Annotated in this window: 25 protein-coding genes and 2 tRNA genes; 12 read left to right on the top strand and 15 right to left on the bottom strand. The window is 39.0% G+C overall.

Annotation, left to right across the window (positions count from 1 at the left end; genetic code table 11):
* Window positions 1-139: 139 nt before the first annotated feature.
* Window positions 140-1663 (top strand): acetyl-CoA hydrolase/transferase family protein, encoded by a 1524-nt coding sequence (locus FHR28_RS00410; protein ID WP_166781721.1) that lies wholly within the window; start codon window positions 140-142, stop codon window positions 1661-1663.
* Window positions 1664-1767: 104 nt separating this feature from the next.
* On the opposite strand, the gene FHR28_RS00405 is transcribed toward FHR28_RS00410, so the two are convergent.
* Window positions 1768-3414, bottom strand: coding sequence for a GMC family oxidoreductase (locus FHR28_RS00405; RefSeq protein WP_166781720.1), 1647 nt, complete (start codon window positions 3412-3414; stop codon window positions 1768-1770).
* A gap of 212 nt (window positions 3415-3626) precedes the next feature.
* Between FHR28_RS00405 and FHR28_RS00400 the strand changes: the two genes are divergently transcribed.
* Window positions 3627-4046, top strand: a complete 420-nt coding sequence (locus FHR28_RS00400; RefSeq protein WP_004725355.1) for a GNAT family acetyltransferase — start codon at window positions 3627-3629, stop codon at window positions 4044-4046.
* 45 nt (window positions 4047-4091) lie between these two features.
* On the opposite strand, the gene FHR28_RS00395 is transcribed toward FHR28_RS00400, so the two are convergent.
* From FHR28_RS00395 to FHR28_RS00375, 5 genes are all read right to left on the bottom strand, one after another.
* A complete protein-coding gene (locus FHR28_RS00395) occupies window positions 4092-5363 on the bottom strand; it encodes an OmpP1/FadL family transporter (RefSeq protein WP_166781719.1) in 1272 nt (423 codons plus the stop codon).
* An 85-nt stretch (window positions 5364-5448) separates the two neighbouring features.
* Complete coding sequence (locus FHR28_RS00390) at window positions 5449-6210, bottom strand: class I SAM-dependent methyltransferase (RefSeq protein ID WP_004725351.1); 762 nt, start codon at window positions 6208-6210, stop codon at window positions 5449-5451.
* A gap of 201 nt (window positions 6211-6411) precedes the next feature.
* Window positions 6412-6487: transfer RNA gene (locus FHR28_RS00385), tRNA-Phe, on the bottom strand.
* A 133-nt stretch (window positions 6488-6620) separates the two neighbouring features.
* Window positions 6621-6696, bottom strand: a tRNA-Phe gene (locus FHR28_RS00380).
* 350 nt (window positions 6697-7046) lie between these two features.
* Complete coding sequence (locus FHR28_RS00375; RefSeq protein WP_004816597.1) at window positions 7047-7424, bottom strand: GNAT family N-acetyltransferase; 378 nt, start codon at window positions 7422-7424, stop codon at window positions 7047-7049.
* A 102-nt stretch (window positions 7425-7526) separates the two neighbouring features.
* Here FHR28_RS00375 and hisB point away from each other — a divergent pair, with 102 nt between their 5' ends.
* The 3 genes from hisB to FHR28_RS00360 all read left to right on the top strand — a co-directional run bounded on the left by hisB (window position 7527) and on the right by FHR28_RS00360 (window position 9467).
* Window positions 7527-8120 carry an imidazoleglycerol-phosphate dehydratase HisB gene (gene hisB, locus FHR28_RS00370; RefSeq protein ID WP_004725347.1) on the top strand — a complete coding sequence of 198 codons (594 nt, stop codon included), beginning with the start codon at window positions 7527-7529 and terminating at the stop codon, window positions 8118-8120.
* Window positions 8120-8737: an imidazole glycerol phosphate synthase subunit HisH gene (gene hisH / locus FHR28_RS00365; protein ID WP_096735307.1), complete on the top strand. Its 618-nt coding sequence runs from the start codon at window positions 8120-8122 to the stop codon at window positions 8735-8737. Before hisB ends, hisH begins: the two co-directional genes overlap by 1 nt.
* A 193-nt stretch (window positions 8738-8930) precedes the next feature.
* A complete protein-coding gene (locus FHR28_RS00360) occupies window positions 8931-9467 on the top strand; it encodes a DUF805 domain-containing protein (RefSeq protein ID WP_004725344.1) in 537 nt (178 codons plus the stop codon).
* A gap of 41 nt (window positions 9468-9508) precedes the next feature.
* Here the strand turns inward: FHR28_RS00360 and FHR28_RS00355 are convergent, their stop codons facing one another.
* The gene (locus FHR28_RS00355) at window positions 9509-9910 is read right to left on the bottom strand and encodes a transcriptional regulator (RefSeq protein WP_166781718.1); all 402 of its coding nucleotides are present in this window, start codon (window positions 9908-9910) and stop codon (window positions 9509-9511) included.
* 124 nt (window positions 9911-10034) lie between these two features.
* Here FHR28_RS00355 and FHR28_RS00350 point away from each other — a divergent pair, with 124 nt between their 5' ends.
* Window positions 10035-10697, top strand: a complete 663-nt coding sequence (locus FHR28_RS00350; protein ID WP_166781717.1) for a 3'-5' exonuclease — start codon at window positions 10035-10037, stop codon at window positions 10695-10697.
* A gap of 77 nt (window positions 10698-10774) precedes the next feature.
* Complete coding sequence (hisA, locus tag FHR28_RS00345; RefSeq protein ID WP_004725338.1) at window positions 10775-11506, top strand: 1-(5-phosphoribosyl)-5-[(5-phosphoribosylamino)methylideneamino]imidazole-4-carboxamide isomerase; 732 nt, start codon at window positions 10775-10777, stop codon at window positions 11504-11506.
* Window positions 11507-11597: 91 nt separating this feature from the next.
* Here the strand turns inward: hisA and FHR28_RS00340 are convergent, their stop codons facing one another.
* Entirely contained in the window at window positions 11598-11891 is a 294-nt protein-coding gene (locus FHR28_RS00340) for an antibiotic biosynthesis monooxygenase family protein (protein WP_004725336.1), read from the bottom strand.
* Between the two features lie 152 nt (window positions 11892-12043).
* Here FHR28_RS00340 and FHR28_RS00335 point away from each other — a divergent pair, with 152 nt between their 5' ends.
* Window positions 12044-12979 carry a DMT family transporter gene (locus tag FHR28_RS00335; protein WP_105713812.1) on the top strand — a complete coding sequence of 312 codons (936 nt, stop codon included), beginning with the start codon at window positions 12044-12046 and terminating at the stop codon, window positions 12977-12979.
* An 83-nt stretch (window positions 12980-13062) separates the two neighbouring features.
* Here the strand turns inward: FHR28_RS00335 and FHR28_RS00330 are convergent, their stop codons facing one another.
* Genes FHR28_RS00330 through FHR28_RS00320 form a run of 3 tightly spaced genes read right to left on the bottom strand, consistent with a single transcriptional unit; the run spans window position 13063 to window position 15097 of the window.
* Window positions 13063-13455 (bottom strand): DUF4870 family protein, encoded by a 393-nt coding sequence (locus tag FHR28_RS00330; RefSeq protein ID WP_004725331.1) that lies wholly within the window; start codon window positions 13453-13455, stop codon window positions 13063-13065.
* A gap of 31 nt (window positions 13456-13486) precedes the next feature.
* Window positions 13487-14125: a DUF1294 domain-containing protein gene (locus FHR28_RS00325; protein WP_166781716.1), complete on the bottom strand. Its 639-nt coding sequence runs from the start codon at window positions 14123-14125 to the stop codon at window positions 13487-13489.
* A gap of 21 nt (window positions 14126-14146) precedes the next feature.
* Entirely contained in the window at window positions 14147-15097 is a 951-nt protein-coding gene (locus tag FHR28_RS00320) for a homoserine kinase (RefSeq protein ID WP_166781715.1), read from the bottom strand.
* A 110-nt stretch (window positions 15098-15207) separates the two neighbouring features.
* Here FHR28_RS00320 and hisF point away from each other — a divergent pair, with 110 nt between their 5' ends.
* Complete coding sequence (hisF, locus tag FHR28_RS00315; protein WP_303576666.1) at window positions 15208-15969, top strand: imidazole glycerol phosphate synthase subunit HisF; 762 nt, start codon at window positions 15208-15210, stop codon at window positions 15967-15969.
* A 571-nt stretch (window positions 15970-16540) separates the two neighbouring features.
* Window positions 16541-16855: a tetratricopeptide repeat protein gene (locus FHR28_RS00310; RefSeq protein WP_224964392.1), complete on the top strand. Its 315-nt coding sequence runs from the start codon at window positions 16541-16543 to the stop codon at window positions 16853-16855.
* Window positions 16856-16899: 44 nt separating this feature from the next.
* On the opposite strand, the gene ettA is transcribed toward FHR28_RS00310, so the two are convergent.
* The 3 genes from ettA to FHR28_RS00295 form a co-directional block, all read right to left on the bottom strand.
* Entirely contained in the window at window positions 16900-18561 is a 1662-nt protein-coding gene (ettA, locus tag FHR28_RS00305) for an energy-dependent translational throttle protein EttA (RefSeq protein ID WP_004816581.1), read from the bottom strand.
* A 180-nt stretch (window positions 18562-18741) separates the two neighbouring features.
* The gene (locus tag FHR28_RS00300) at window positions 18742-19614 is read right to left on the bottom strand and encodes a hypothetical protein (RefSeq protein WP_154129415.1); all 873 of its coding nucleotides are present in this window, start codon (window positions 19612-19614) and stop codon (window positions 18742-18744) included.
* A 68-nt stretch (window positions 19615-19682) separates the two neighbouring features.
* On the bottom strand, window positions 19683-21257 hold the full coding sequence (locus FHR28_RS00295) for an esterase-like activity of phytase family protein (protein ID WP_166781714.1): 1575 nt from the start codon (window positions 21255-21257) through the stop codon (window positions 19683-19685).
* Window positions 21258-21498: 241 nt separating this feature from the next.
* On the opposite strand from FHR28_RS00295, the gene FHR28_RS00290 reads away from it, so the two are divergent.
* Complete coding sequence (locus tag FHR28_RS00290) at window positions 21499-22776, top strand: O-acetylhomoserine aminocarboxypropyltransferase/cysteine synthase family protein (RefSeq protein ID WP_004725315.1); 1278 nt, start codon at window positions 21499-21501, stop codon at window positions 22774-22776.
* 74 nt (window positions 22777-22850) lie between these two features.
* On the opposite strand, the gene phoU is transcribed toward FHR28_RS00290, so the two are convergent.
* Window positions 22851-23573: a phosphate signaling complex protein PhoU gene (gene phoU, locus FHR28_RS00285; RefSeq protein ID WP_004725313.1), complete on the bottom strand. Its 723-nt coding sequence runs from the start codon at window positions 23571-23573 to the stop codon at window positions 22851-22853.
* 262 nt (window positions 23574-23835) lie between these two features.
* On the opposite strand from phoU, the gene FHR28_RS00280 reads away from it, so the two are divergent.
* A complete protein-coding gene (locus FHR28_RS00280; protein ID WP_166781713.1) occupies window positions 23836-25041 on the top strand; it encodes a hypothetical protein in 1206 nt (401 codons plus the stop codon).
* Window positions 25042-25048: the final 7 nt, after the last annotated feature.

The following is a 25048-nucleotide window of genomic DNA, read 5'->3' as shown; positions in this document are numbered from 1 at the left end:
AAATAACAACTTAAAAACCATCACTAGAATTTATACCTGCATTTATTGAAAAAATTAGACCTTAGCATTAGAGGCATGCACAATTCAGTTTGAGGGCGGTACAATCCGTCTAGTTTTGAACAAGAATTGAGCGTAAACCATGTCTTTAGATCGTATTCGTTTAGCATCTCTCCATGACAAAGTCATGAGCGCAGAACAAGCTGCAACTTTTATCCAAGATGGAATGACTGTGGGGATGAGTGGATTTACTCGTGCAGGTGAAGCAAAAGCTGTACCTTTAGCGCTGGTAAAACAAGCCAAAGTGAATCCGCTGAAGATTACTTTAATCACAGGTGCAAGTTTAGGTAATGACCTAGACAAACAATTAACTGAAGCTGGTGTACTTGCGCGTCGTTTACCATTCCAAGTCGATAACACTTTACGTAAAGCTATCAACAACGGTGAAGTGATGTTCATCGATCAGCATTTGTCTGAAACTGTTGAGCAAATGCGTAACCTTCAGTTGAAAAAACCTGATGTTGCGGTGATTGAAGCGATTGCGATTACTGAAGATGGTGGCATCATTCCAACAACATCTGTGGGTAACTCTGCAAGCTTTGCAATTTTTGCTGAAAAAGTGATTGTTGAAATCAACACCAACTTAAGCCCTGCTTTTGAAGGCTTACACGATATTTATATCCCAACTTACCGTCCAACACGTCAAGCAATTCCTTTGACACATGTTGATCAACGTATTGGTACACCTGCAATCAATATTGATCCTGCAAAAATCGTGGGTATCGTAATTAACAACGAATATCATGACTCTCCATCAACAGTGACACTACCAGATGATGAAACTCAAGGTATTGCCAACCACTTAATCGCATTCTTTGAAAAAGAAGTTGAAGAAGGTCGTTTACCTTCGAATCTTGGTCCTTTACAAGCGGGCATCGGTTCGATTGCCAATGCGGTATTAACCGGTCTTAAAGATTCTAACTTTGAAGATTTGGTGATGTATTCAGAAGTACTGCAAGACTGTACTTTCGAATTGATTGATGCGGGTAAAATGAAGTTTGCTTCAGGTTCATCAATTACCCTTTCTGCTAAATATGGCGAAAAAGTATTTAACAACCTAGAACAATACAAAGACAAACTGGTTCTACGTCCACAAGAGATTTCAAACCATCCTGAATTGGTTCGCCGCTTAGGCATCATCGGGATCAATACTGCACTTGAGTTCGATATTTACGGCAACGTCAACTCGACCCATGTGTGCGGTACCAAGATGATGAATGGTATTGGTGGTTCAGGTGATTTCGCACGTAATGCACATTTAGCAATCTTCGTGACCAAATCAATTGCAAAAGGTGGCGACATCTCTTCTGTTGTTCCATTTGCTTCACATATCGACCATGCTGAACATGATGTTGATATTCTTGTGACTGAACAAGGTCTTGCTGACTTACGTGGTTTAGCGCCTCGTGAACGTGCTCATGCAGTCATCAACAACTGTGCTCACCCAATGTATCGTGATGCATTGAATGATTACTTTGATCGTGCATGTGAAAAAGGTGGTCAAACACCGCATATTCTTCGCGAAGCACTTTCTTGGCACTATAACTTTGAAGAAACAGGTCATATGCTTGCTTCTTTAGAAGATCAAGCTAAAAAATCTGCATAAGATTTTAAATCTGATGTAAAAAGTAAAAACGCCCTTCAGGGCGTTTTTTATGGACTTATTTGGGTTTAAACGCCCACCCACTGATTTTTTAAATATCTAAAGACTCAGATTGCAACACGCACTTTATCTTTCTTTTCAATAAACGCCACACCAGCTTGGTCCTGATTAATCATCTCAACCGCTTTCTCTGCAATCATAATTGCGGGGGCATTGGTATTGCCATTCACCACTTTTGGCATGATTGACGCATCGACCACACGCAGGTTTTGAATACCATAAACCCGTAACCGTGGATCAACCACAGCCATATCGTCTACCCCCATTTTACAACTTCCCACAGGGTGATAAACGGTATCTGAGCGATCTCTTAAAACTTGGCGAATGTCCTCATCTGTTTTTACCGCGGCTGTAAATAAATCTTCTTTAATCATGCTTTTAAAAGCATCAGATTGCATTAATTTCTGAGTGAGTTTAAAGCCTTTAACCATTTCTTCTAAATCAGATTCTTCACCATAAAAATTCGGATCAATCAATAAAGGATCATCGATACTTGGCCCACTTATCTTAATCGAACCACGACTGACTGGATTTAAAAGGCAGACATGACAGGAAATACCATGCCCTGTGTGCATCGTTCGTGCATGGTTATCCACCAGTGCAATCACAAAATGTAATTGTAAATTCGGTAGACTTTGCTCATTTGAACTTTTAATAAAGCCGCCACATTCAGCAAAATTCGTGGTCAACAAACCACGGCGTTCTTTACGATAACGTCCAATTTGTTTAAATAGATCAATTGAACCTGGAATAGATAAGCCAAAGGTGCCTTGAATTTCACTGACTTTATAACCAAAAATAAAATCAGGATGATCGTGAAAATTTTTACCTACACCAGGCAAGTGTTGTTTTACCTCAATGCCATGTTGCGCAAGTTCTTGTTGGTCGCCAACACCTGACAACATCAGAATCTGTGGCGACTGCATCGCTCCCGCACTCAATAACACTTCTCGACGTGCAAAGATTTTTTTCAGCTGACCGCCTTGCTTGTATTCCACCCCAACAGCCACGCCATTTTCAATCAAAATCCGCTGAGTCTGTGCATGGGTTTCGACCGTTAAATTTTTACGATCTCGGTGAGGAAATAAATAAGCCCGTGCGGAACTACAACGCTCTCCATTGATATGGGTCACTTGATAAACGCCTAAACCTTCCTGCTCTTCTCCATTGAAGTCATCCAGAATTCGATAACCCTGCTCTTTGGCAGCTGCGATATATTTTTGCTGTAAGGGATTATCACTACGTAAATCAATAACTGAAAGTGGGCCAGCATTACCGTGATATTGATTTTTAATTCTTTGGTTATTTTCAGACTTAATAAAATAAGGCAAAACCTCATCATATGACCAACCAGTATTGCCTAAAGCTGCCCAATCATCATAATCTTGTCGATGCCCACGGATATACACCATGGCATTAATTGCTGACGAGCCACCTAAGCATTTTCCACGAGGCTGATAGCCTTTACGACCATTTAAGCCCTTTTGCGGTACAGTTTCAAAGGCCCAGTTATTGATCTTGGTTGGAATGCTAATCACTGCTGCACAAGGAACTTCTACTTTCCAACCCTCACCTGCCCCCCCTGCTTCAAGTAGACAAACAGAAACTTGCGGGTTTTCTGATAAACGCCCAGCCAACACACAGCCTGAGCTTCCACCACCGATAATAATATAATCAAATTCCTGTTTATTCACGTGAAGTTCCTTTTTTGTTTTAAATTATGCCTCCATTATTATGCACACTTTCAATCAATAAAAAATCACTATTCTCAGCCTATAACGTTTTTATAAGTTAACAAACTCAACAAAAAGTATTTACGTATTGTCTAAAAAATAAACTTATCAACTGCGGTTTTTTATATTAATCTGCTGTAAAGATTGTTTAAAAAACAAGAGATAAAAATTCTATGTTTATTATCAGACAGTTTCAGGAAACCGATTTAGACGAAGTCATCGCACTGTGGGAAGTCTGCGATTTAACCCGTCCTTGGAACAACCCAGAAATTGATATCTTCCGTAAAGTCGCACAAAAAGACGGATTGTTTCTATTGGCGGTCAAAGATGAACAATTGATCGCTACGGTTATGGGGGGCTATGATGGGCATCGGGGCTGGGTCAATTATCTTGCTGTCCATCCTCATGATCAACGTAATGGTGTTGCAACTGCACTGATACAACAACTTGAAAAGCGTTTAGTTGCATTAGGTTGCCCCAAACTGCAACTGTTAATCCGTAAGGATAATATTGATGTACAAAGCTTTTATGAGCAACTCGGCTATGAAGAAATCGAAGTCGTGTGTTTGGGTAAACGTCTTATTTCAGATTAAAAATCTGTCGAATCCATCTGCTTTCATGGCGATTGACAGAAAAACTTAGAATTTATAGCCATACGACAACCCTAAAATGTCCTGACTCATTTTGAGTTTCGCTTCACCCCCACCAAACGCAGGGGAAATTTTGCCTTTTACTTCATCTTCCAAGGCATGTGTATAGGCAATACTGATTTCTTGATGTTGATCGAGATTCCAAGTTGCACCCACGCTGAGGTGGTCTTGAATTATCCCAGGAGCAAGAATATTTAAAAACACTTCACTGTCTGGAATCGGTTGATCATTATGACTATAACCAGCTCTTAGTGTGAGTTTTGGATGGGCTTGATAAGACACACCCAGTTTATAGATATTGATATCATTCCAGCCAAATCCTGGCCCTTGTGGTGTACCAAAAGCATGACCTTGTTGTAATTGTGCAAGATCAAAAGGATTTCCTACCGATTTCACATCCGAATAGTTAATTCGTTGTATATCCGCAGCCACTGTTAATTGAGGTGTGATGTTGACAGCTACACCCACACCATAACTTTCAGGAACATCAAAGTCACCGCGTTCAGCAAATAATCCACGATATCGATCAAAGCGATCTGCATTAATTTTTGAAGAATAATTTGCGCCTAAGGTTAAACGTTGATCAAAGAATTTTCCAGCCCAACCAATACGTGCACCAATGCCAGTCGCAGAATCCTTACCACGATTGCTTAAATTTGAAGCATCGGCTGAAAATCCGCTAAATCCAGCAATTCCCCGTGCTTCAAAACGTTGATAGAGAATATTGGTTGCAATACCGATAGATTGATTTTCTGCATATTTCCAAGCAACTGCTGGAGTAATGAAAACTTGGGTTAAATCCACTCCTGCTATTCCACTGTTGCCAAATGCTGCAAATGGATTATTTTTATACCCCGTATTCATTCCACCATTCCCATATATTGCTAAACCTAAAGCAACTTGATCATTGATTTGATGGTTGAATGCAAGCTCTGGGAGTACAAAATATTTGCGTCCATTGCCATCATATTGACCATTGGCGTTGGGATAAGCTTGTGGCATTTGATTCGCGGTAATCTCAGCTGAACGATCAGGTGAAAACACGGTTGCACCCACATCAATACGATCACCAATCCAGCTTAAGCCTGCTGGGTTATTGGCAATCGTTAATGCATCTTGAAATTGAGCGATTGAGGTCCCAGCATTGCCTTGGACTTTTACCCCATAGCCATGCATAAAATAGCCTGTCGTTGCAAAAGCGGTAGAACTGAATACCGATAACCATACAGCAATGGATAATATTTTAACTGGAGCTTTCATGATTTATCTTACTTTTAAATAATATATAAGTAAGTATATTGTTAGCTATATCTGTTGTAATCAAAGATAAAATGCGATCCTTATTTTATTTGTGCATAAAGCATTTTTTCTTTGATTTTTTAATTTTACCCACTCTTAAAAAAACTGGGAATGTGATGGTTAAATCTGCAAGCTCGCTGGTTAATGCTTCAGCTAGATCAAGTAATGGATGATCCTGATTTCTTTCGCAATAGTGTTTAATTGCAGACCAAGTAGATAAATACTTTAATAGTTGTGCAGAGGACCACTGGTACTGCATCTTAAACTCAGCAACGTTTATTTCATCAAAAGGAAAGGGAATGGTTTTATATTCTTCATCGATATAACGGCGCTCCGCATCCCAATAACCATCTAGTTTTTCAGCATATAAGCTTTGAATCATGGTATTGATGGCTGCATTTTCGACATGAATTAAGCCGTAACCGATTACAGCAAGAATACCTTGTGGTTTTAATGTGCGTTCAACTTCTTTATAAAAGCCATCAAAATCAAACCAATGAATGGCCTGAGCAACAGAAATCAAATCAAAACTCTGTGCTGTAAATGAAGTCTGTTCAGCAGATTGGACTTGATAGCTCACATTGTCAAAATAAGGCGCAAGGTTTAATTGTTTTTCGCTCATATCTGTTGCAACAACATGATCGAAATAAGGGCTAAGCAATTGAGTAAATTGACCTGAACCCGCACCACAATCCCAAGCAAAACCGCGCTCTGGAACATGATTTAAAATTTCCTGAACCACTTCTTGCGGATAACTCGGTCGAGCTTGCTGATAAAGCTGGCTGCCTGATGAAAATAAATCTTTCATTGTTCTTATAACAATCTATTTCACTTACCAAAGGTTTATCTTACGATATTTATAGTCCATAGCAAGATATTTTGTAAGACAATGGGTTCAATTTACGCATTCAAAATGACATGCTGTTTTTAATGATGAGCATCTATTTTTAATTGATGATAAAAAGCAGGCAATAAAAAACCCCAAACAATGTTTGAGGTTTTTCAAATATGGTGGCGAGACCCAGGATCGAACTGGGGACACACGGATTTTCAATCCGTTGCTCTACCTACTGAGCTATCACGCCGATGCGGTGTATTAAGCCGTATCTCAGTTCAATAGTCAATAAAAATCATGACTTTTTTATTCAACCGAATATTTTTTACCCAAAAAAAATCCCTGATGGGATCAGGGATTGAAATCTCAAAGATTTTTAAATATGGTGGCGAGACCCAGGATCGAACTGGGGACACACGGATTTTCAATCCGTTGCTCTACCTACTGAGCTATCACGCCGATGGGGCGTATTAAACAATTTAATGGTTTAGTCGTCAAGCATTGAAATCACTAAAATCATTCAATAGTTTATTTTTACAACAAAAACCGCCTATTTATTCTAAATAAGGCTGTTTTTTATACATTTTTCAGCTTTGGAACGCAAATTTTGGCACGCTCAATTTGCTGAGCGAAGGTACTCCTCCTTGCTTTAAGTTTTGCAAACTCGATTTAATTTTTTTCCCAAAGTGTTTTGGTCGTGACTGCAATATGCTACTGAGATCAGCTTAACTTTATAGTTGTAGAAAAATAGCCAAATAAAAAAGCAACCTGATCAGGTTGCTTAAATTGGTCAAAGATCCAAGATGATCTTAGATTTTACCTAAGTGAGCTAAACAACGATGGATTGCTCCACAGCCCGGCTCAAAGTTTTTAATGCCCTTTTCTTCCTCGATACGACAAACTTCTTCGACCAAACGTTCTGCAACGCCGCGTCCGCGGTTAGCCGGATGCACCACAATATTTTCCAAAGTCCGACTTTCACCTTGTCCAGTACACCATAACGCACCAATAATCTTTGTATTAAATTCTGCGACATAAAGTAAGGTATAATGAGCCAAGTTTTGCTCAAGTTGTTCTATGGCATCATGACCATCCCCAAACTCGGGACTGGTGTCATATAATCGCTCAAGCTGATCGCGAACTTCTTCATTTTCTAGTGAAGTTTTAGCATGTACGGTAATAGGCATTGATTAACCCTCCTGAGCAATCTAATATGCTGTCACTTTCGTCACAGCGAAATATCTTTACATCAAACTTTTAATTTTTGACGTTTTTTGAGGAACGTGTCTATGGCGCAACGTATCAGTGAAGTGGTAAGAAACACCAACGAAACTAAAATTCGAGTTCGTGTGAATCTTGATGGTACTGGTCAAGGCACGCTCAATACAGGTGTTCCCTTTTTAGACCATATGGTTGATCAAATCAAGCGTCATGGTTTATTTGACATCGATATTCATTGTGATGGCGACTTAGAAATCGATGATCACCATACTGTAGAAGACTGTGGAATCACACTAGGCCAAGCATTTGCGCAAGCACTCGGTGATAAAAAAGGCTTAAAACGTTATGGTCATTTCTATGCACCACTTGATGAAGCTTTAAGCCGTGTTGTGGTAGATTTATCAGGTCGTCCAGGTTTATGGATGGATATCCCATTTACACGCGCCCGTATCGGCAGTTTTGATGTGGATTTATTTTCCGAGTTTTTCCAAGGCTTTGTAAATCACGCTTTAATGACTTTGCACATTGACAATTTAAAAGGCAAAAATAGCCATCACCAAATTGAAAGTGTTTTTAAAGCATTTGCACGTGCGCTTCGCATGGCGTGTGAAGTTGATCCGCGTGCAGAAAATACTGTTGCATCGACGAAAGGAACCTTGTAATGACCCGTATTGCCCTTCTTGACTATGGCATGGGAAATCTTCATTCAGCAGCCAAAGCACTCGAACATGTTGGCGCAACTGTAGATGTCACAAATGATCCAAAATTAATCGCTCAGGCAGATAAAATCGTATTTCCGGGTGTAGGGGCAATGCGTGATTGTATGCAGGGGATGCATGAAGCAGGTATTGATGAGGTTGTGCGTCATGCGGCGTTTAATAAACCGGTACTTGCCATTTGTGTCGGCATGCAAGCTTTGCTTGAATCATCAGAGGAAAATGCGGGTACTCAAGCGCTAGGTATTTTTGAGGGTGTGGTAAAACATTTTCCAGATATGGACGGCTTAAAAGTCCCACATATGGGCTGGAACCAAGTCCATCAGGCAGATCCAAATCATCCGATGTGGAAAGATATTGATCAAGATAGCCGTTTTTACTTTGTACATAGCTATTATGTCGAACCCAAAGACCCGTCTCTTGTTGCTGCAACATGTGATTATGGTTTGCAGTTCTGTACAGCCATTCATAAAGAAAATTTATTTGCGACACAGTTCCATCCTGAAAAGAGCCATACAGCAGGTTTACAGTTACTGAAAAACTTTGTGGAATGGAAAATCTGATTCATTCAGGTCAATCTCATCCCGATTTATATCTCTAAAAATCAAGTCAATTGCAGTTGGCTTGATTTTTTTATTTTATTTGGACTTTATTTTTTATCGTCTGTTTATTATGATTCAACCAAATTGAATAAAAATCCAACAATTGATTTTAAAAATTGATTTAAAAACCTTAATTCATTCTAGGAACATAACAATGTCTTCTAATTTTCAAACCCATGATTCAGCTTTAAGTGCCAGTGGCCGTTTTGGTCGATTATCCTATTTAGGCTGGAATATGCTGTTGGGTCTATCCATGTTTGTACTGGGTATTATCGCTGCATTATTCATCCCTGCTTTAAGTAACTCACCTTCAAATACGCTCATCTTTATACTCGGTGCAGTTGCGATTATTATTTATATCGCGGTAATCTACTTCAGTTTTATTTTTACAATCCGTCGCTTACATGACAAAAACCAAAGTGGCTGGTTATCTCTTCTTATGCTTTTACCTTTGGTGAATTTATTCTTTTTTGTTTATTTAAGCTGTGCAAAAGGAGATGCTGGGACAAATAACTATGGCGCACCTCGAATTACTCGTGGTTGGGAAAAAGTATTGGCTTGGATTTATATTGTGATCTTCCCAATCAGTATTCTAATCCTTGCAGTTACAGCAATCCCAGCATATCAAAGTTACCTTGACCAAGCGCAACAATTTCAGCAATATCAACAACAAATCAATCAATCTGAATAAATCAGCCGAAATAACCACCCTATTTTTATAAGGTGGTTATTTTACTCTTTGGTGACAAAACCACCTTCTAATGGCTCAACACTAATTTTAATATCCGCTTTTAAATTTAAAGCTGCGTAACGGTCTTTTATTTCGTTGATCAACTGTTCCATGGTGATATGACTTAAATCCAACTCAGACTCAGCATATGCTTTGGTCACCAGATCTGCTTTATCTTGCTGTTTAGATTCCATATTCCAGCGTTCAGTCATCCCAACTAAACGCGCCAATTCAATTAAGCTTTGCGCACTCGACGGTGTTGAGTTTTGCAACCATTTGGTCATGGTCCCTTTTGAAGTTTCCAGTACGTTGACAATATCACTGGCTTTTATATTTTTATCCTGAATCAATTGCTTTAAACGCTTGGCGCCTTCTATAAAAAGATCATCATCTTTTTCAACCATACAATTTATTCCTGTGTTTTTGACCCACAAAACTATCATCTTTTATTCAAAGTTTGTTATAACACAATATGGTTAATATTTTTAATGCTTAAACTGGTCGACTAAAATTTGTGAGCTTAAATTTGTGAATATTCAAACTCAGCAACTTCCTAGTAAAGAACAAATTCAGAGCTTTCCCCGTTTTCAAAATTTGCCTTTGAGTAACATTGTTGTGATTAATAGCTTGCAACAATGCCAAGCGATTGAAGCAGAATTAAAAACGGCACACATTTTTGGTTTCGATACTGAGTCCAAACCTACCTTTAATAAAGGTGAAATTCAAACTGGCCCACATCTTATTCAACTGGCGACATTTGAAAAAGCCTATTTATTTCAAGTTTCAGCAGATATTTTGGCTTTTCTAGCGACCTTTTTTGAAAATCCTGATCAGATTAAAGTTGGTTTTGGCTTAAAAAATGATGCACATTTATTCCGTAAAAAAGGCATGCAACTCAACAGTGTCATCGAACTTTCAAAATGCTTTTCGAGTTTTGGCTTCAATAATCCTTTAGGAATTAAAAATGCTATGGCATTGCTATTCCAAGTCAATTTCCCTAAAAGTAAATCTATTAGCACCTCAAATTGGGCACGTAAAATCCTCACAACACCACAAATTGAATATGCTGCAGCCGATGCCTATGCCGCACTCTTAATTTTCGAAGCCTTACTGGATTTAGACTTAATACCTGACACGATTGCACATACTCAGCTTAAATTGAGCATTCGCGCCAATAAAAGCCTAAACTGACACTTAGAAATTGATCAAGTTTTTGCTAAGATGAAGATCAATAAATTCTTCATTGAGATTAAGCAAGGAGCGAAAGCATGCTGATCATCCCGGCAATTGACCTGAAAGATGGTAAATGTGTTCGTTTAAAACAAGGTCGTATGGAAGACGATACCGTATTTTCTGATGATCCTGTTGCAACAGCACAGCATTGGGTAAATGAAGGCGCTCGTCGTTTGCATTTGGTTGATTTGAATGGGGCTTTTGCTGGAACACCAATTCATAAACCTGTCGTTGAAGCAATTGCAAAAGCACAGCCTGAACTGCCAATCCAGATTGGCGGTGGTATTCGCTCTTTGGAAACAATCGAACATTATTTAGATGCGGGCGTTTCTTTTGTCATCATCGGGACCAAAGCAGTTCAAAATCCTGAATTTGTTGAAGAAGCCTGTAAGAAGTTTGCGGGACACATTATTGTCGGTATTGATGCGATCAATGGTATGGTTGCAACTGATGGCTGGGCAAATGTCACTGATGTAAAAGCCACTGATCTTGCAAAACGTTTTGCAGATGCCGGTGTATCGAGTATTGTTTATACCGATATCGCACGTGACGGTATGATGCAGGGTGTCAATGTTGAACAGACAGTAAATCTCGCACAATACTCAGGTCTTCCAGTGATCGCCTCAGGCGGTGTAACTAATCTGGATGATGTGCGTAATTTAAAAGGTAAACCGGGTATTTTAGGTGCGATCACAGGTCGTGCAATTTACGAAGGCACATTAAACCTACGTGAAGCGCAGCTGTTATTGGATGAACAAGGCTTTTAATTTCCCAGCCTAGATCTGATTAAAAAAAGAGAACTTAGATGTTCTCTTTTTTATGCGTTAAAAAGTGGTCTTTAAATCAACATATCGATATTTAAACCAATGTATTTTCAAAATGTTGCATTTCAATTTTACTTGCTAAAAAGGGCTTCATTGCCGTAAACCACTGTTTAAATTCATCTGTTTTCATAAAAACATCTGTATGGGTTTTAAGATCAATCCAGTGAATTTGTAGAATATATTTTTGGTTGTCTTCTATACCACGGATCAATTTAAATTTTTCACAACCTTGGGCATTCCGGAAGGTGTCTGATAATTCATAAAATTTCTTTTCAAAAGCCATTTGTTGACCATCAACAATATGAAATAAAGCCTGTTCGATCACCATGATTTATTTCTCTTTATCAAAATTTTGATTCAATATGCTAGCACGACTGCATGACAATTGAATGATTTAACTACCCGATTACTCAGCTTAACATCTGCACAATACTGTGCTTTCGCGTAAAATAGCCCTGCTCTTCTACATTACTTTATTTTATGTCTTCCTCTCCCCTCGCTTTATTTTTAAAGTCCAGAACGCCTCAAATTGCACTGATCCTGATGACCATGATTTGGGGTGGTACATTTGTCATTGTACATTATGCCCTAAACTATAGTTCCCCTATTTTTTTTGTCGGTTGTCGTTTTGCTGCAGCGACCCTTGCTGTTGGATTACTGTCTTATAAATATCTAAAAGGTATCAATTTAAAAGAACTCATCGCTGGTGCACTGATTGGCGGCATGATTGCCGCAGGGTATGGCTCGCAAACTGTCGGTATGCAAACCATCAGCAGCAGTGAGTCTGCATTTTTAACAGCCTTATATGTGCCCCTTGTGCCGATTCTTATCTGGATGATTTTTCGCAAAAGACCACATATCATGACTTGGCTTGGTGTTTTACTGGCATTTATCGGTTTAATTTTTTTGACAGGAAATGGTTTTCATCATATTGATTTAAATACGGGGCAAATCATTACATTAGTTGGCTCGTTTGCAATTGCTATGGAGATTATTCTCATCGGGCACTTTGCAGGGAAGGTCAATATACAGCGTGTAACGGTGATTCAGCTTGCCTTTGCTTCATTGATTTCATTTGCCAGTATGCCTTTTGTGGGTGAGCTGCATATTCCAGCCTTTTCGTGGCAATTGGTGATGCTTGCTGTTGGACTGGGCTTAACCAGTGCTTTATTACAATTGACGATGAATTGGGCACAACGTTCTGTCGATCCGTCTCAAGCTGCCGTGATTTATGCTGGCGAACCAGTTTGGGCAGCTTTATTTGGCAGAATTGCAGGTGAACGCTTACCTTTACTGGCTCTTTTTGGTGGTTTACTTGTGGTATTGGGGGTGATCATCAGTGAATGGAGACCCAAATTTTTATACAAACGACAGCTTAAAGAAAACTCAGTTGAGATAGAAAAACAGCGCTCTTAATCAGAACGCTGTTTTCACTAAAATTACGCTTTGATCAAGCTGTATTGCTCGGGAACAAGATCCATCAAGCATTATTGATTCAGTTATATCGGTAAGGCTTGATCATCATTCAGCGCAATAATGCCTCGAATGGCCCGATAGACAATCCATATCCAAGAAATAAATAAAGTGGCAGCACAAAAAATCGTAGCACCCACGGCTACACCAGCAAAGGCGTTGACATTATCCATGGTGAAAAATAGAAAAATAAACGGAATAAATGCAATTACCGTCCAGACTAAATACCACCAAAAAGTGCGAATTTGCCATCTAAAATGACTTTCGAAAATCGTACCACGGACCGAATTCAATTTTACATAATTGATAATCAATGCAATGATTGCAAGAATTCCCGCAGAAAAAATTGCAACAATATAAAGGATATATAAAATTAAAGTCAGAGATTTACTATTATTTGGATCAACATAATTATTCATTGTAAGCCCTTTTAAATTTGCTAACGCCCGTTTAAATCTTAAACATATTCAAAGGCGAAATTAACCATAAAATCAATAAAATATTAAAGAATATGGTACACAAATAAACCTTTTTAAAGGGTTGTTTTTGTGTTTTATGTCGTAAGCGTTGCTGCGCTAACCAAGCTGCAGGCCAACCACCTAAAAAAGCTAAAATATGCAGGGTATTTTCAGGAACACGACGCTGATTGCTCTGAGCAGCTTCTTTATCTTGTGCATAAAACCAATAGGTCATCACATTGATAATACTGACAAAAAGAATAAACATGCCATTGAGCAAACCGCTTATGCTCAAGATTGCCAAAGCAATAATATAAACAGCGCACAAAATTTGCATCGGCTGTAATTTAGACTGCTTTGCTACATGCAACTGCTTGGCTTTAGCCGCTTGCTGGCTTGTGACTTTCGCCATTTGTGTGGCTTTTAAATATGTAACTTGTTTTGCTTTATAACGCCCTTGGCCGTCTAATTGCACCACATATTCAAGGGCACAACCCACGATTGGGCGTGGCCCTTTTTGTGCAAAATCTTTGATGTGTAAAAATACGCGATCTTTTACACCATCATTTGGTTGAATAAAGCCATAGCCTTTATCATCGAACCATTCAACTAAACGACCTTGATCACGCATTTTATTTCCCACAAAAAACTATTAAGCAGTCACGAACTTTAATCTTTCAATCAACATATTACGCATTTCTTGCGGATTTTTCTGCAAAATATCGTCCCCTGTGCGTGCTTCAGCGGCATTCATCTGAGCGATTTGTAAACGCATCATCCAAAAGCGACCTGCGGCCATAGCCAAATATAACTCTAAGCAAGCTCTTTCATCTTCAGTCAGGGGACGAATCGAGGTATATGCATTTAAGAAAGCCGTTGCTTTGGCTTCATTCAAGCGAACACTTGGATATTCTGTACAAAAGTCATTTAAGGTAATCGCAATATCAAAAAGTAATTCATCTTGATTCATTTCATAAAAATCAAGAATGCCTTTTAACTCATCGCCTTCAAACAAAGTATTGTCACGGAACAAATCCGAATGAATAAAACCTTTAGGTCGATTTGGATACATCATGGTCAGTGCTTCATATAAACCTAAAAGGTTATTCAGCAAAGCGCTATCCGCCACATCCAAAGTCGGTTTGATTTGTTGAGCAACGTTGTACCAATAGGTATGATCACGCGCCACTTGGCGCTGCAATGGAAAATCTTGTAACGCCACATGCATTTTGGCCTGTGCTACAGCAATTTGCTCAACTTGAGCGATTGTAGAAGGCATCGGATGTTTACCTGACATCCGTGGCGCAATTTGTGCGGGTTTATCTTTTAAACTATGAATCGACTGACCGTTGTGTTTTAACGGGACAGGAACTGCCAAACCTTGTTGACCCAAGTGTTCTAAGACAGGAATTAATTCCCCTGCTGCTTGTGCATCCATATTTTCAAATAATGTTAATACAAACTGTGTTCCATCAGCACAAATGATAAAATAGTTGGTATTTTGCACACCGCCTTGAATTGGTTTAAGTTCAACCACCTCTAATCCATAAGGTGCTGCAAAGTGTTGAACTTCTTTTAAACTCAAAGTGGTATAAACCGACATAGAAAACCTGCGAAAAAACTTACATAAGTTTGATAGAATAACCGCTTCGACTATCGAGGTGTAGCACCTAAGTCACGAACTTTCATAATCGCCTGTTATTTTTGGAAAAAATTATGCTCGCTAAACGTATTATTCCTTGCCTGGACGTAGATAATGGTCGTGTGGTGAAAGGTGTCCAGTTTCTGGATATCCGTGATGCAGGAGATCCTGTAGAAGTTGCCCGTCGTTATAATGAGCAAGGTGCAGATGAAATCACCTTTTTAGACATTACCGCAACATCAAATGGCCGTGATACCACTTACCGTACTGTTGAACGTATGGCTGAAAGTGTGTTTGTTCCACTTACAGTTGGTGGTGGTGTTCGTAAAGTTGAAGATATTCGTTTGTTATTAAATGCAGGCGCAGATAAAGTCAGCATCAACTCTGCTGCGGTATTTAATCCTGAGTTCGTTCAAGAAGCGTCTCAGCGCTTTGGTGCACAATGTATTGTTGTAGCAATCGATGCGAAAAGAACGGGTGAAAATAAATGGGAAATTTTCACCCACGGCGGCCGCAAACCAACAGGCATAGATGCAATTGAATGGGCGGTCAAAATGGCAGAATTCGGTGCAGGTGAATTATTGGTTACCTCTATGGATGCGGATGGGACGAAAGCGGGTTATGACATTGGTTTAATGCGTCAAATCAATGATCGTGTCACCATTCCGACCATTGCATCAGGCGGTGTGGGTAATTTACAACATTTAGCAGATGGTATTTTAAAAGGTGGTGCCGATGCTGTATTGGCAGCTTCTATATTCCATTTTGGTCAATACTCTATTCCTGAAGCGAAACAATATCTTGCTGAACAAGGGATTGAAATGCGTCTTTAATTGATTTTTAGCGCACATATATAGAAGAATGTTATTTTGGCATTCTTTTATATATGCAATTGATTTAGCCTGATTCAAATAGCAAAAATTGAAATACCCAGAATTAAAAAACTAAGATAAAAATGATAAAAAATCTATATGATTTTAAATAGCTCCTCATAGCTCATTTTATACAAAGTACCAAGCCTTAAACTCAATAGGCCTAGTTCATCAATCAAAAAACGATCATTTAGAGTGAATCATATTGGTATTGAAAGTCCCTTCTCCTTTTGGGAGAAGGCTAGGATGAGGGGGCTTTTTATTGATTTATAGTTTTAAAAAAATTTCAAAGAAGCCTACTGCCATCAAAAATTGAATAAATGATTAATCTCGAACCACTTTAGCAATACTTTTATATGAAAAAAAATCATGGTTATTGGGATTACTTATTCTGGTTATTTCCTTTAATCTTATAGTGAAAATTTCATAAAAATAAGTGCGAGTCATTATGGATTTAATAAAAATAATACGGAAACTCAAGCAAATCATCCGCTATAAATACCATTATTCCAGTTCCTATCATGCATTTAAAATGTCTGAATCAATGCATACTTACCACCGTGCAACCAGTTATGAACATCTGGCGCTTAACCAGCGTGACCCTCTTGATTTAGATCAGCGATTAAATGAAAAAATCCAAAAATATCAACGCAACGCGATTTGGTATTTTTTACATTCAGCACTTAAAGGATATAGCACGGCCCAATATAAATTGGGCATGATTTACCTACAAGGCCAACTCGGCCTATCACCAGATAAAAAGAATGCATACAAATGGTTGTTGCTTGCTGCAAATCAAGGTCATCTCGAAGCACAACACCAACTTTATCGGCTTTATTTACAATAAAAAACCAGCTCGAAAGCTGGTTTTTTGATCTACCAAATTAGTGATTAACCACCAATTTTTTTGTATTTGGTACGTTTTTGCACAGCAGCATCACCCAAACGCGCTAAACGATATGCTTCATATTCAGCATAGTTGCCTTCGTAGAATTCTGGCTGTTCATTTTCAAACGACAAGATATGTGTAGCAATACGGTCAAGGAACCAACGGTCATGCGATACCACCATGACAGTACCAGGGAATACAAGAATTGCATCCTCTAGTGCACGTAAAGTTTCAATATCCAAGTCGTTTGATGGCTCATCCAGTAAGATTACGTTGGCGCCCATCTGAAGGATCTTCGCAAGTTGTAAACGGTTACGTTCACCACCTGACAATTCACCAACACGTTTTTGCTGATCTTGACCTTTAAAGTTAAAGCGACCGATATAGGCACGAGATGCAATCTCGTATTCGCCAATTCTTAAGATATCTAAACCACCAGAAACTTCTTCCCAAACTGTTTTATTGTTATCTAAAGTGTCACGAATCTGACCAACATAAGCAACTTTTACAGACTCACCCAATACAACTGTACCGGTATCAGGTTGCTGTTCGCCTGTCATCATACGGAATAAAGTGGTTTTACCTGCACCGTTTGGACCAACGATACCAACAATCGCAGTTGGTGGCACTGTGAACGATAAGTTTTCATAAAGTAGACGGCCATCAAACGATTTGCTGATGCCTTCAACTTCTACAACCTTATTCCCTAGGCGTGGACCAGGTGGAATATAGATTTCAGAGGTTTCATTACGTTGTTGGAACTCACGTGAGTTAAGCTCTTCAAAGCGCTCCATACGTGCTTTGTTTTTCTTTTGCTGACCTTTAGCATTTGAACGAACCCATTCCAATTCTTTTTTCAATGCTTTAGCAAAAGATTCTTCTTGTTTATTTTCCTGCTCTAAACGTGCATTCTTTTGTTCCAACCAAGAAGAATAGTTACCTTGATAAGGAATACCATGTCCACGGTCAAGCTCAAGAATCCACTCTGCAACGTTATCCAAGAAATAACGGTCATGGGTAATCGCAACGATTGTACCAGCAAAGTCTTTTAAGAAACGCTCTAACCAAGATACAGATTCTGCATCCAAATGGTTGGTTGGTTCGTCAAGCAATAACATGTCTGGTTTAGACAATAACAAACGACACAATGCTACACGACGACGTTCACCACCTGAAAGTAAGCTTACGTCAGAATCCCATGCTGGAAGATTCAATGCTGCTGCAGCTTGATCCATTTGGTTGCTAAGGTTGTGTGCATCCCAAGCATGAATAATTGCTTCTAATTTCTCTTGCTCTTTTGCAAGTGCATCAAAGTCAGCATCTTCAGCTGCATATTCAGCAAAAACTTCATCTAAACGTGCCAATGCATCTAATGGTTCACGTAAACCATCTTCAACGTTTCCACGTACATCTTTATTTGGATCTAATGGTGGTTCTTGCTCTAGATAACCGATTTTAATACCTGGTTGCGCACGAGCTTCACCTGAGAAATCTTTATCTACGCCAGCCATAATACGGAGTAGGGTAGATTTACCTGCACCGTTTAAACCAAGTACACCAATTTTTGCACCTGGGAAAAATGATAAAGAGATGTCTTTTAGGATTTCGCGCTTAGGCGGAACCATCTTCGACACACGGTTCATCGTGTAAATATATTGGGCCACGTAGGACTCCTCTATAATGAATAGAAATTCGCAAAATGCGAATAAATAAATACCGTCAATTATACGCTGAATTTATCTATTTTTGTTCAGATTTGTCCAATTGATTGAGATATTTTAAAAGCATCAAGAAAACATTTTTCCACACCAATACATGCAATCAAATCGCGACCTCACACATGATCACGAACAAAAATTCGGCTGATACTGATATACAAATTGCGTCTTGGTTTGAGTTGAACTTGGTGCATTGTAGTTTGACAATGTTTTCAAAGCAGAAAAACTAATGGCAGCACGTTGTACAACCTTATTGGTGTAATTTGCATTTGGGTCTTGGTACTTAAACGAGACTTCAACTACAGCAGGTTTTAATCCTGCATAAGGTGCTTGGGTATACCATAAACTCATATCTACCTCTGCATCAAACTCGCCTAAATCAATGCTGACCCCACGATAACTTCGTTCATAAAGGGTGAGTCCACCTACAGGTGATAACAGCTGATTATCACTGATGGCAAAGGTTTCTTTAAATTTTGGAAAATGCGTATGGATGTCTAAAAACTTATTGATTGTCCGTGTATTTGCCACTGTGGTGGATTTACTGGACCCCACCAAAAACCCTTGTGTTGCTGTTTGCGTGATATCATCTTCAAGCTTAGTTTTGGCTCCTGCAGTCGAGCTACTCAAATCGGAAAAATCAGACAGATAATGATCATAGCTTCTAAATTTAAGCGTCACTTCAGATGCTCCGTTTTCAATCCGTTCTCGAAAGCTATAGCCCATATTATTGAGTAGGCAACTGCTGGGTGAATCATAAAAACGTATTTGGCGTTGCTTGTCTAAGATCATCGTTCCTGAAACTGTACGGTTAATTTGCTGGGCAATAACCGTTTTGGCTTGTTGCATATAGCTATTTACGTTGGCGGACTCATTGGCATAGCTAAATTTGTCTGGCTGTAACAACAACTTATATTCACGTGATGTCACTTGCGGTACAGCCCAAGCAGTTGCAGTCATTAAACTCGTTAAAACGGTGAGAATGGCTATTTTTTTCATTGAGGAACCTATTATTTTTAAATGATGCTGATAGAAAAGCCGCCTCTTGGGCGGCTGTTGTTATGCAATTATTGGCCTTTTAAATTCAATTTATCCATGATGTACAAGGTATTGATATCAATACGTGTACGCGCCGCATCCAGATACTTTGGCTCCATACCTTTGGCATTATTCCAAAGCCCCATATCGTCATCATTTAAAATCCCAAGTGTCGTACTATTGATCAACCACAGACCTTCCATTTTATCATGTGGATATTTAACCGCTTTCCCCATATCCAGTACCAATGTTTTAGGTGCTGGAACAATATTAAATGCTTTTAAACCGTCCCAGCCTTTATCCAATTGGTATTCTTCTAAGGTCTTGCCCGCAATGGTTAAACCAAGCTTTTCATCTTGTTTGACATCATTTTGTGTTTGAATATCTTCTAAATTGGTGGCTTTGCTTAAATCAATACGATAGACATTTTTCATCACATTGGGCGTATCTTTATAAAACAATCCATCTCGTTCTAAAACCAGAAATTGTGTTGCACTGAGGGCAATAATGGCAGAGTTTGAATTTTCAGCTATCTCTTGCTGATATAAATATTGTGCGACTTTGCCTGTTTCCAGATTAATCGTCACAATACGCGTCAACGTTGATTTATTGACATTTTTATTCGGTAAACTCATGGTCGATTGCATAATCCCAACCAAAGTTTTTTGGTCTGGGCTAATGGTTAAGCCTTCCATCCCTCGATTGGCACGGCGATAGCTAAACTCATTTGGCAAAGTCCAATTATTGCGTTTATCAGCCTTAAATGGGTTGATACGCCCTATTTCTTTACCATTGGCATCATAATGCACAATATGTGGTCCATATTCATCGCTGACCCAGAACGTACCATCGTTAAGTGCAGTGATCCCTTCACTATCCAAGCCATAATCATCCAGTCTAATTGGATTATTCACCACATCGTATGGCTTGGTTGGATCTACAGTAATCACTTTCCCATTGACATCATACGGTGTTTCCCCTGTGCCGCCTAAAGCAGAAGTATTGGGTAATCCCGTGATGTCTTTTCCATCGCGATCTTTTAAATTGATGGTTTTAATTAATTTCACAGTGCCATTGTCTTGAACTTCAAATAAACCAATTTTCGGCACATAGTCTGGAATGGCAAAAACCTTACCTGCGCCATATAATTTATCAGTAAAGTCTGCATTTGGCCCCCGATCGGTCAATGCATAGAATTGCTTTTTATTGCTTGGATGCGCAGCAACATCAGAACCAAAACCACCCTGACGAATATCAAATGTGCTATCAATGGTCGTACCATTCGCAGGGTATCGTCCCAATACATTAAACGGTAATGCTACACCTTGTGCAAACAAATTGGGCTTACAACTGTTTTCTGTTTTAGTGATTTCACTGGTTTCAAGTTTGCCATTTTCATTGCGATCTAAACCGCTCTGAATACGTGTTCCCCCCATTACACAGGCTTCATCACCAAATGCCAATGTTATATTTTGGGTTAAGGTCTTCTGTGTTATTGAATCTTGATCATCATCAGAACATGCGGTTAAACCCAGTAAACTACAGAGGACTAAAGTTAAAGTGCTTTTATGGCGGGTCAGTTTATTTATTGCTGCTTTTTTCATTGTGTTTTTAATAACTGAATTTATGGAATTTGTTATGCTAGTTTCAGCAAATGACACCACAATGACAGCTCACAAACTCAGCGATATTCGGTCTGTTTTTCCTCGCTGAAACTCAATTTATCTCGGGCTGCATTGTTGGCTTTATCTGTTTTTATGATTTTAAAATATATAAACCCTTGTTTACTTCATATATTTATTTGTTACACTCTATTGAAATTTAATAAAAAGTTGACGGAAGAACATGACATATAAAGACGAAACTCTAGCCATACATGCAGGCTATGAACCTGAAGCAACCACTAAAGCAGTAGCCGTTCCAATTTATCAGACCACCTCTTATGCTTTTGATAATACCCAACATGGTGCGGATCTATTTGACCTGAAAGTTCAGGGTAATATTTATACACGGATCATGAATCCAACGACCGCTGTGCTTGAGCAACGTCTGAGTGCGCTTGAAGGCGGTATTGGTGCTTTAGCATTGGCTTCGGGTATGTCTGCGATCACCTATTCTATCCAGACCATCGCAGAAGCGGGTGACAATATTGCATCGGTTTCAACACTCTATGGTGGAACATATAATTTATTTGCCCACACGTTGCCAAAACAAGGCATTGAAGTACGTTTCTTTGATTACCAAGATCCTGAAGCATTGCGCGGCTTGATTGATGAAAAAACCAAATTGGTTTTCGTTGAGTCGATTGGCAATCCGCTGGGTAATATTATTGACCTAGATGCCATTGCTAAAATCGCACATGAATATGGTGTACCCGTGATTGTGGATAATACTGTTGCAACACCTGCCCTACTGAAACCTTTTGAACATGGTGCAGATATCGTGGTGCATTCATTGACCAAGTATATTGGCGGTCATGGTAATTCGATTGGTGGCGCGATTGTCGATAGCGGTAAATTCCCTTGGGGCAAATATCCCGAGCGCTTCAAAGTCTTAAATACCCCAGATCCAAGTTATCATGGGGTGAACTATGTAGAAGCTTTAGGTGCTGCGGCATATATCGCCCGCGCACGTGTTGTTCCATTAAGAAATACAGGCGCAGCGATCAGCCCGCTCAGCGTATTCTTAATTTTACAAGGCTTAGAAACACTGAATTTGCGTATGGAACGCCATACTGAAAATGCACAAAAAGTTGCTGAATATTTACAGGCACACCCAAAAGTAAAATGGGTCAACTATGCTGGCTTAAAAGATCATCCACAACATGCTTTGGCACAAAAGTACGTCAAAGGTAAACCGTCTGCAATTCTGTCTTTTGGTGTTGAAGATGGTCGTGAAGGTGGCACCCGTTTTATCGATGCATTACAGCTGTTTACTCGCCTAGTGAATATTGGTGATGCAAAAAGTTTAGCCTGTCACCCAGCAACTACCACGCATCGTCAACTGAATGAAACAGAGCTAAAAGCAGCAGGCGTGAGTATTGATATGGTACGTTTATCTGTGGGGATTGAACATATTGATGACTTGATTGCAGACTTAGAACAAGCACTTGCTCAAGTGTAATTTTCTTTTTGTGATCTTAAATTTTTCAAATAAAAAGACCTGAATCATTCAGGTCTTTTTACTTATAAATTCAATTATTTACCTTGAACTTTTTGTTCAATCTCTTCAACACTGGTATGTCGCGCATCAAAACCTTTTGCCATATAAATGACTTGTTCTGAGATATTACGGGCATGGTCACCAATTCGCTCTAGTGAACGCAATACCCACATCACATTGATGACACGACTAATATGACGTGGATCTTCAATCATATAGGTCATCAGTGTGCGCGTCGCAGATTGATATTCACGGTCAATATCTGCATCGGCCAACAAAACTTTTAATGCCTGTTCTGCATCCACACGCGCAAAAGCATCTAAAGCATCATGAATCATGACACGCACTTGATTGCCAATGTGCCGTGTTTCCATATAGCCACGCGGAGACTCGCCCTCTTCACATAAAGTCTGTGCAATACGGGCAATTTTTGCAGCTTCATCACCAATACGTTCTAAATCGGTATTGGCTTTACTCATGGCAATCACCATACGTAAGTCGATTGCAGCTGGATGACGACGCGCCAAAATCAAAGTCAGTGCTTCATCAATTTCTCGTTCATAACGATTAACTGTATTGTCTTGGAATTGAACATCAATCGCCATATTGGCATTGGTATCCAATAACGCATGCACTGCATTTGCGACTTGTTGTTCTACCAAACCGCCCATGGTCATAAATTTGGTATTCACATCCTGTAAGTCCTCATTAAATTGAGAAGATATATGATGGTTTAATACAGGATTACTTGGGCTCAAGGTCAGATGCTCCACACGCAACAAAAACTATTTTTATGGGTTAATATTAAAGCATATTCATTATGAATGTTTTATGACAAGTATTTTTCTTTCAAATGAATTTCTCAATATCGCTCATTTCACTTCTGATCAAAGCAATTTAGAGTAAAGATACTACTACAATTTGCTGAATTTACATATGTAACTTTGCTGTGAGCATCCATTTATCGCAAATTCACGATGCTGTACTCAGGTTAATTTTTGCAGATCTTAAATCAGACACATGACTCAGTTTCTTGCAAAAAGTAACGTTTCATTATCACAAAACTACAAAATATTTCATTTATTTAGCCTCGATTCAGCGACAATGGCATCGAACAAAATTGAGCTTCTTTTAAATGCTGGTCGAATGAAATTTCCTCGCAATATCCTTCATTTTCTCATTTCAGGCATACTCGTTATCTTGAGTTGCATGGTGGTTATCGCGTGTCAAAAACCCACAACCGACATTGTCAAAGAATCTAAAGAAGCGCCACAAAAAGAAAATCCTATTCCTGATTTAACCCAAATTTGCCAAAATCTCAAAAATGAGATGCTGGCAATCAACGCAAAAAGAACCACGCTTGCGATAGAACAAGTCAATCAAGATATTCGTATGTGTTTACCTTTGATGAAACCTGCGGAACAAATGGAATTGATGCATCAGTCGAAACGTATGTATCAACAATTTTTACAGATTGAGCGCACGTCAGAACAACAGCAAGCATTTGAAAACTATGCTTTAGATCAAGCTGCATACCCCACTATTCAACAGAGTAAATTTGAACAACTTAATCTACGTGACCAATATTTATTACGTCACAAAGGCCAAGCTTATATTGAGCTGAGCGAACAAACAGATGATAAAATTGTCTATCGGAGAAGCCCGCAATATTTAGCCAAAGTTTTCGCCCCATATCTGACTGCACCTGAACAAGTTTTTATCGAAAATCTTGCAGATCAAAATACCCAATCGCTTTTTAAAAACCATAAACCCGATATTGATGCTGAAGAAATTGCAAAAAGAGCTAAGTTTTGGCAAGAATATCTACAAACTTATCCCACTAGCCCTTTTTTACATGATGCACAGTTCTTAAAAAATGCATATAGCAGCCTATTGTTTTTAGGCACTGAAGAAGCGCCTATTTCGATTACATTTGAAAATCAAACTGATATTGATGCAGCCAGCTGGTTGGTGATTGAACGCTTAGCAAAGTCCAATGATGGTGAGCTTTCAGCACAGGCCAAGAAGTTTGTTCATTTTTTAACGATGAGCAAAGAGCAAAGACAGAAAAAAATTCAAATTAGTGAAAAAGAACGCACTAAACTGGAAAATATCCCTCAATTATTGGCGCTGTCCCAGCTCAATCAATATCTAAATTTAAGCCCGATCGATTTTAAGCATGTTAAAAAAGATTGCTTTAGTGATGCAATTTGTTCTAACAGTTAGATGTTAT

The sequence above is a fragment of the Acinetobacter sp. BIGb0196 genome (assembly GCF_011759595.1).
Lineage (GTDB): Bacteria > Pseudomonadota > Gammaproteobacteria > Pseudomonadales > Moraxellaceae > Acinetobacter > Acinetobacter guillouiae.
Note: the sequence above shows the minus strand (reverse complement) of the source record. Positions and strands in the feature narration are given on the sequence as shown.

Coding starts and splice junctions, on each gene's coding strand:
- FHR28_RS00410 (WP_166781721.1), top strand. CDS start 140: ATGTCTTTAGATCGTATTCGTTTAGCATCTCTCCATGACAAAGTCATG.
- FHR28_RS00400 (WP_004725355.1), top strand. CDS start 3,627: ATGTTTATTATCAGACAGTTTCAGGAAACCGATTTAGACGAAGTCATC.
- FHR28_RS00395 (WP_166781719.1), bottom strand. CDS start 5,363: ATGAAAGCTCCAGTTAAAATATTATCCATTGCTGTATGGTTATCGGTA.
- FHR28_RS00390 (WP_004725351.1), bottom strand. CDS start 6,210: ATGAAAGATTTATTTTCATCAGGCAGCCAGCTTTATCAGCAAGCTCGA.
- FHR28_RS00375 (WP_004816597.1), bottom strand. CDS start 7,424: ATGCCTATTACCGTACATGCTAAAACTTCACTAGAAAATGAAGAAGTT.
- hisB (WP_004725347.1), top strand. CDS start 7,527: ATGGCGCAACGTATCAGTGAAGTGGTAAGAAACACCAACGAAACTAAA.
- hisH (WP_096735307.1), top strand. CDS start 8,120: ATGACCCGTATTGCCCTTCTTGACTATGGCATGGGAAATCTTCATTCA.
- FHR28_RS00360 (WP_004725344.1), top strand. CDS start 8,931: ATGTCTTCTAATTTTCAAACCCATGATTCAGCTTTAAGTGCCAGTGGC.
- FHR28_RS00355 (WP_166781718.1), bottom strand. CDS start 9,910: ATGGTTGAAAAAGATGATGATCTTTTTATAGAAGGCGCCAAGCGTTTA.
- hisA (WP_004725338.1), top strand. CDS start 10,775: ATGCTGATCATCCCGGCAATTGACCTGAAAGATGGTAAATGTGTTCGT.
- FHR28_RS00340 (WP_004725336.1), bottom strand. CDS start 11,891: ATGGTGATCGAACAGGCTTTATTTCATATTGTTGATGGTCAACAAATG.
- FHR28_RS00335 (WP_105713812.1), top strand. CDS start 12,044: ATGTCTTCCTCTCCCCTCGCTTTATTTTTAAAGTCCAGAACGCCTCAA.
- FHR28_RS00330 (WP_004725331.1), bottom strand. CDS start 13,455: ATGAATAATTATGTTGATCCAAATAATAGTAAATCTCTGACTTTAATT.
- FHR28_RS00325 (WP_166781716.1), bottom strand. CDS start 14,125: ATGCGTGATCAAGGTCGTTTAGTTGAATGGTTCGATGATAAAGGCTAT.
- FHR28_RS00320 (WP_166781715.1), bottom strand. CDS start 15,097: ATGTCGGTTTATACCACTTTGAGTTTAAAAGAAGTTCAACACTTTGCA.
- FHR28_RS00310 (WP_224964392.1), top strand. CDS start 16,541: ATGTCTGAATCAATGCATACTTACCACCGTGCAACCAGTTATGAACAT.
- FHR28_RS00300 (WP_154129415.1), bottom strand. CDS start 19,614: ATGAAAAAAATAGCCATTCTCACCGTTTTAACGAGTTTAATGACTGCA.
- FHR28_RS00295 (WP_166781714.1), bottom strand. CDS start 21,257: ATGAAAAAAGCAGCAATAAATAAACTGACCCGCCATAAAAGCACTTTA.
- FHR28_RS00290 (WP_004725315.1), top strand. CDS start 21,499: ATGACATATAAAGACGAAACTCTAGCCATACATGCAGGCTATGAACCT.
- FHR28_RS00280 (WP_166781713.1), top strand. CDS start 23,836: ATGACTCAGTTTCTTGCAAAAAGTAACGTTTCATTATCACAAAACTAC.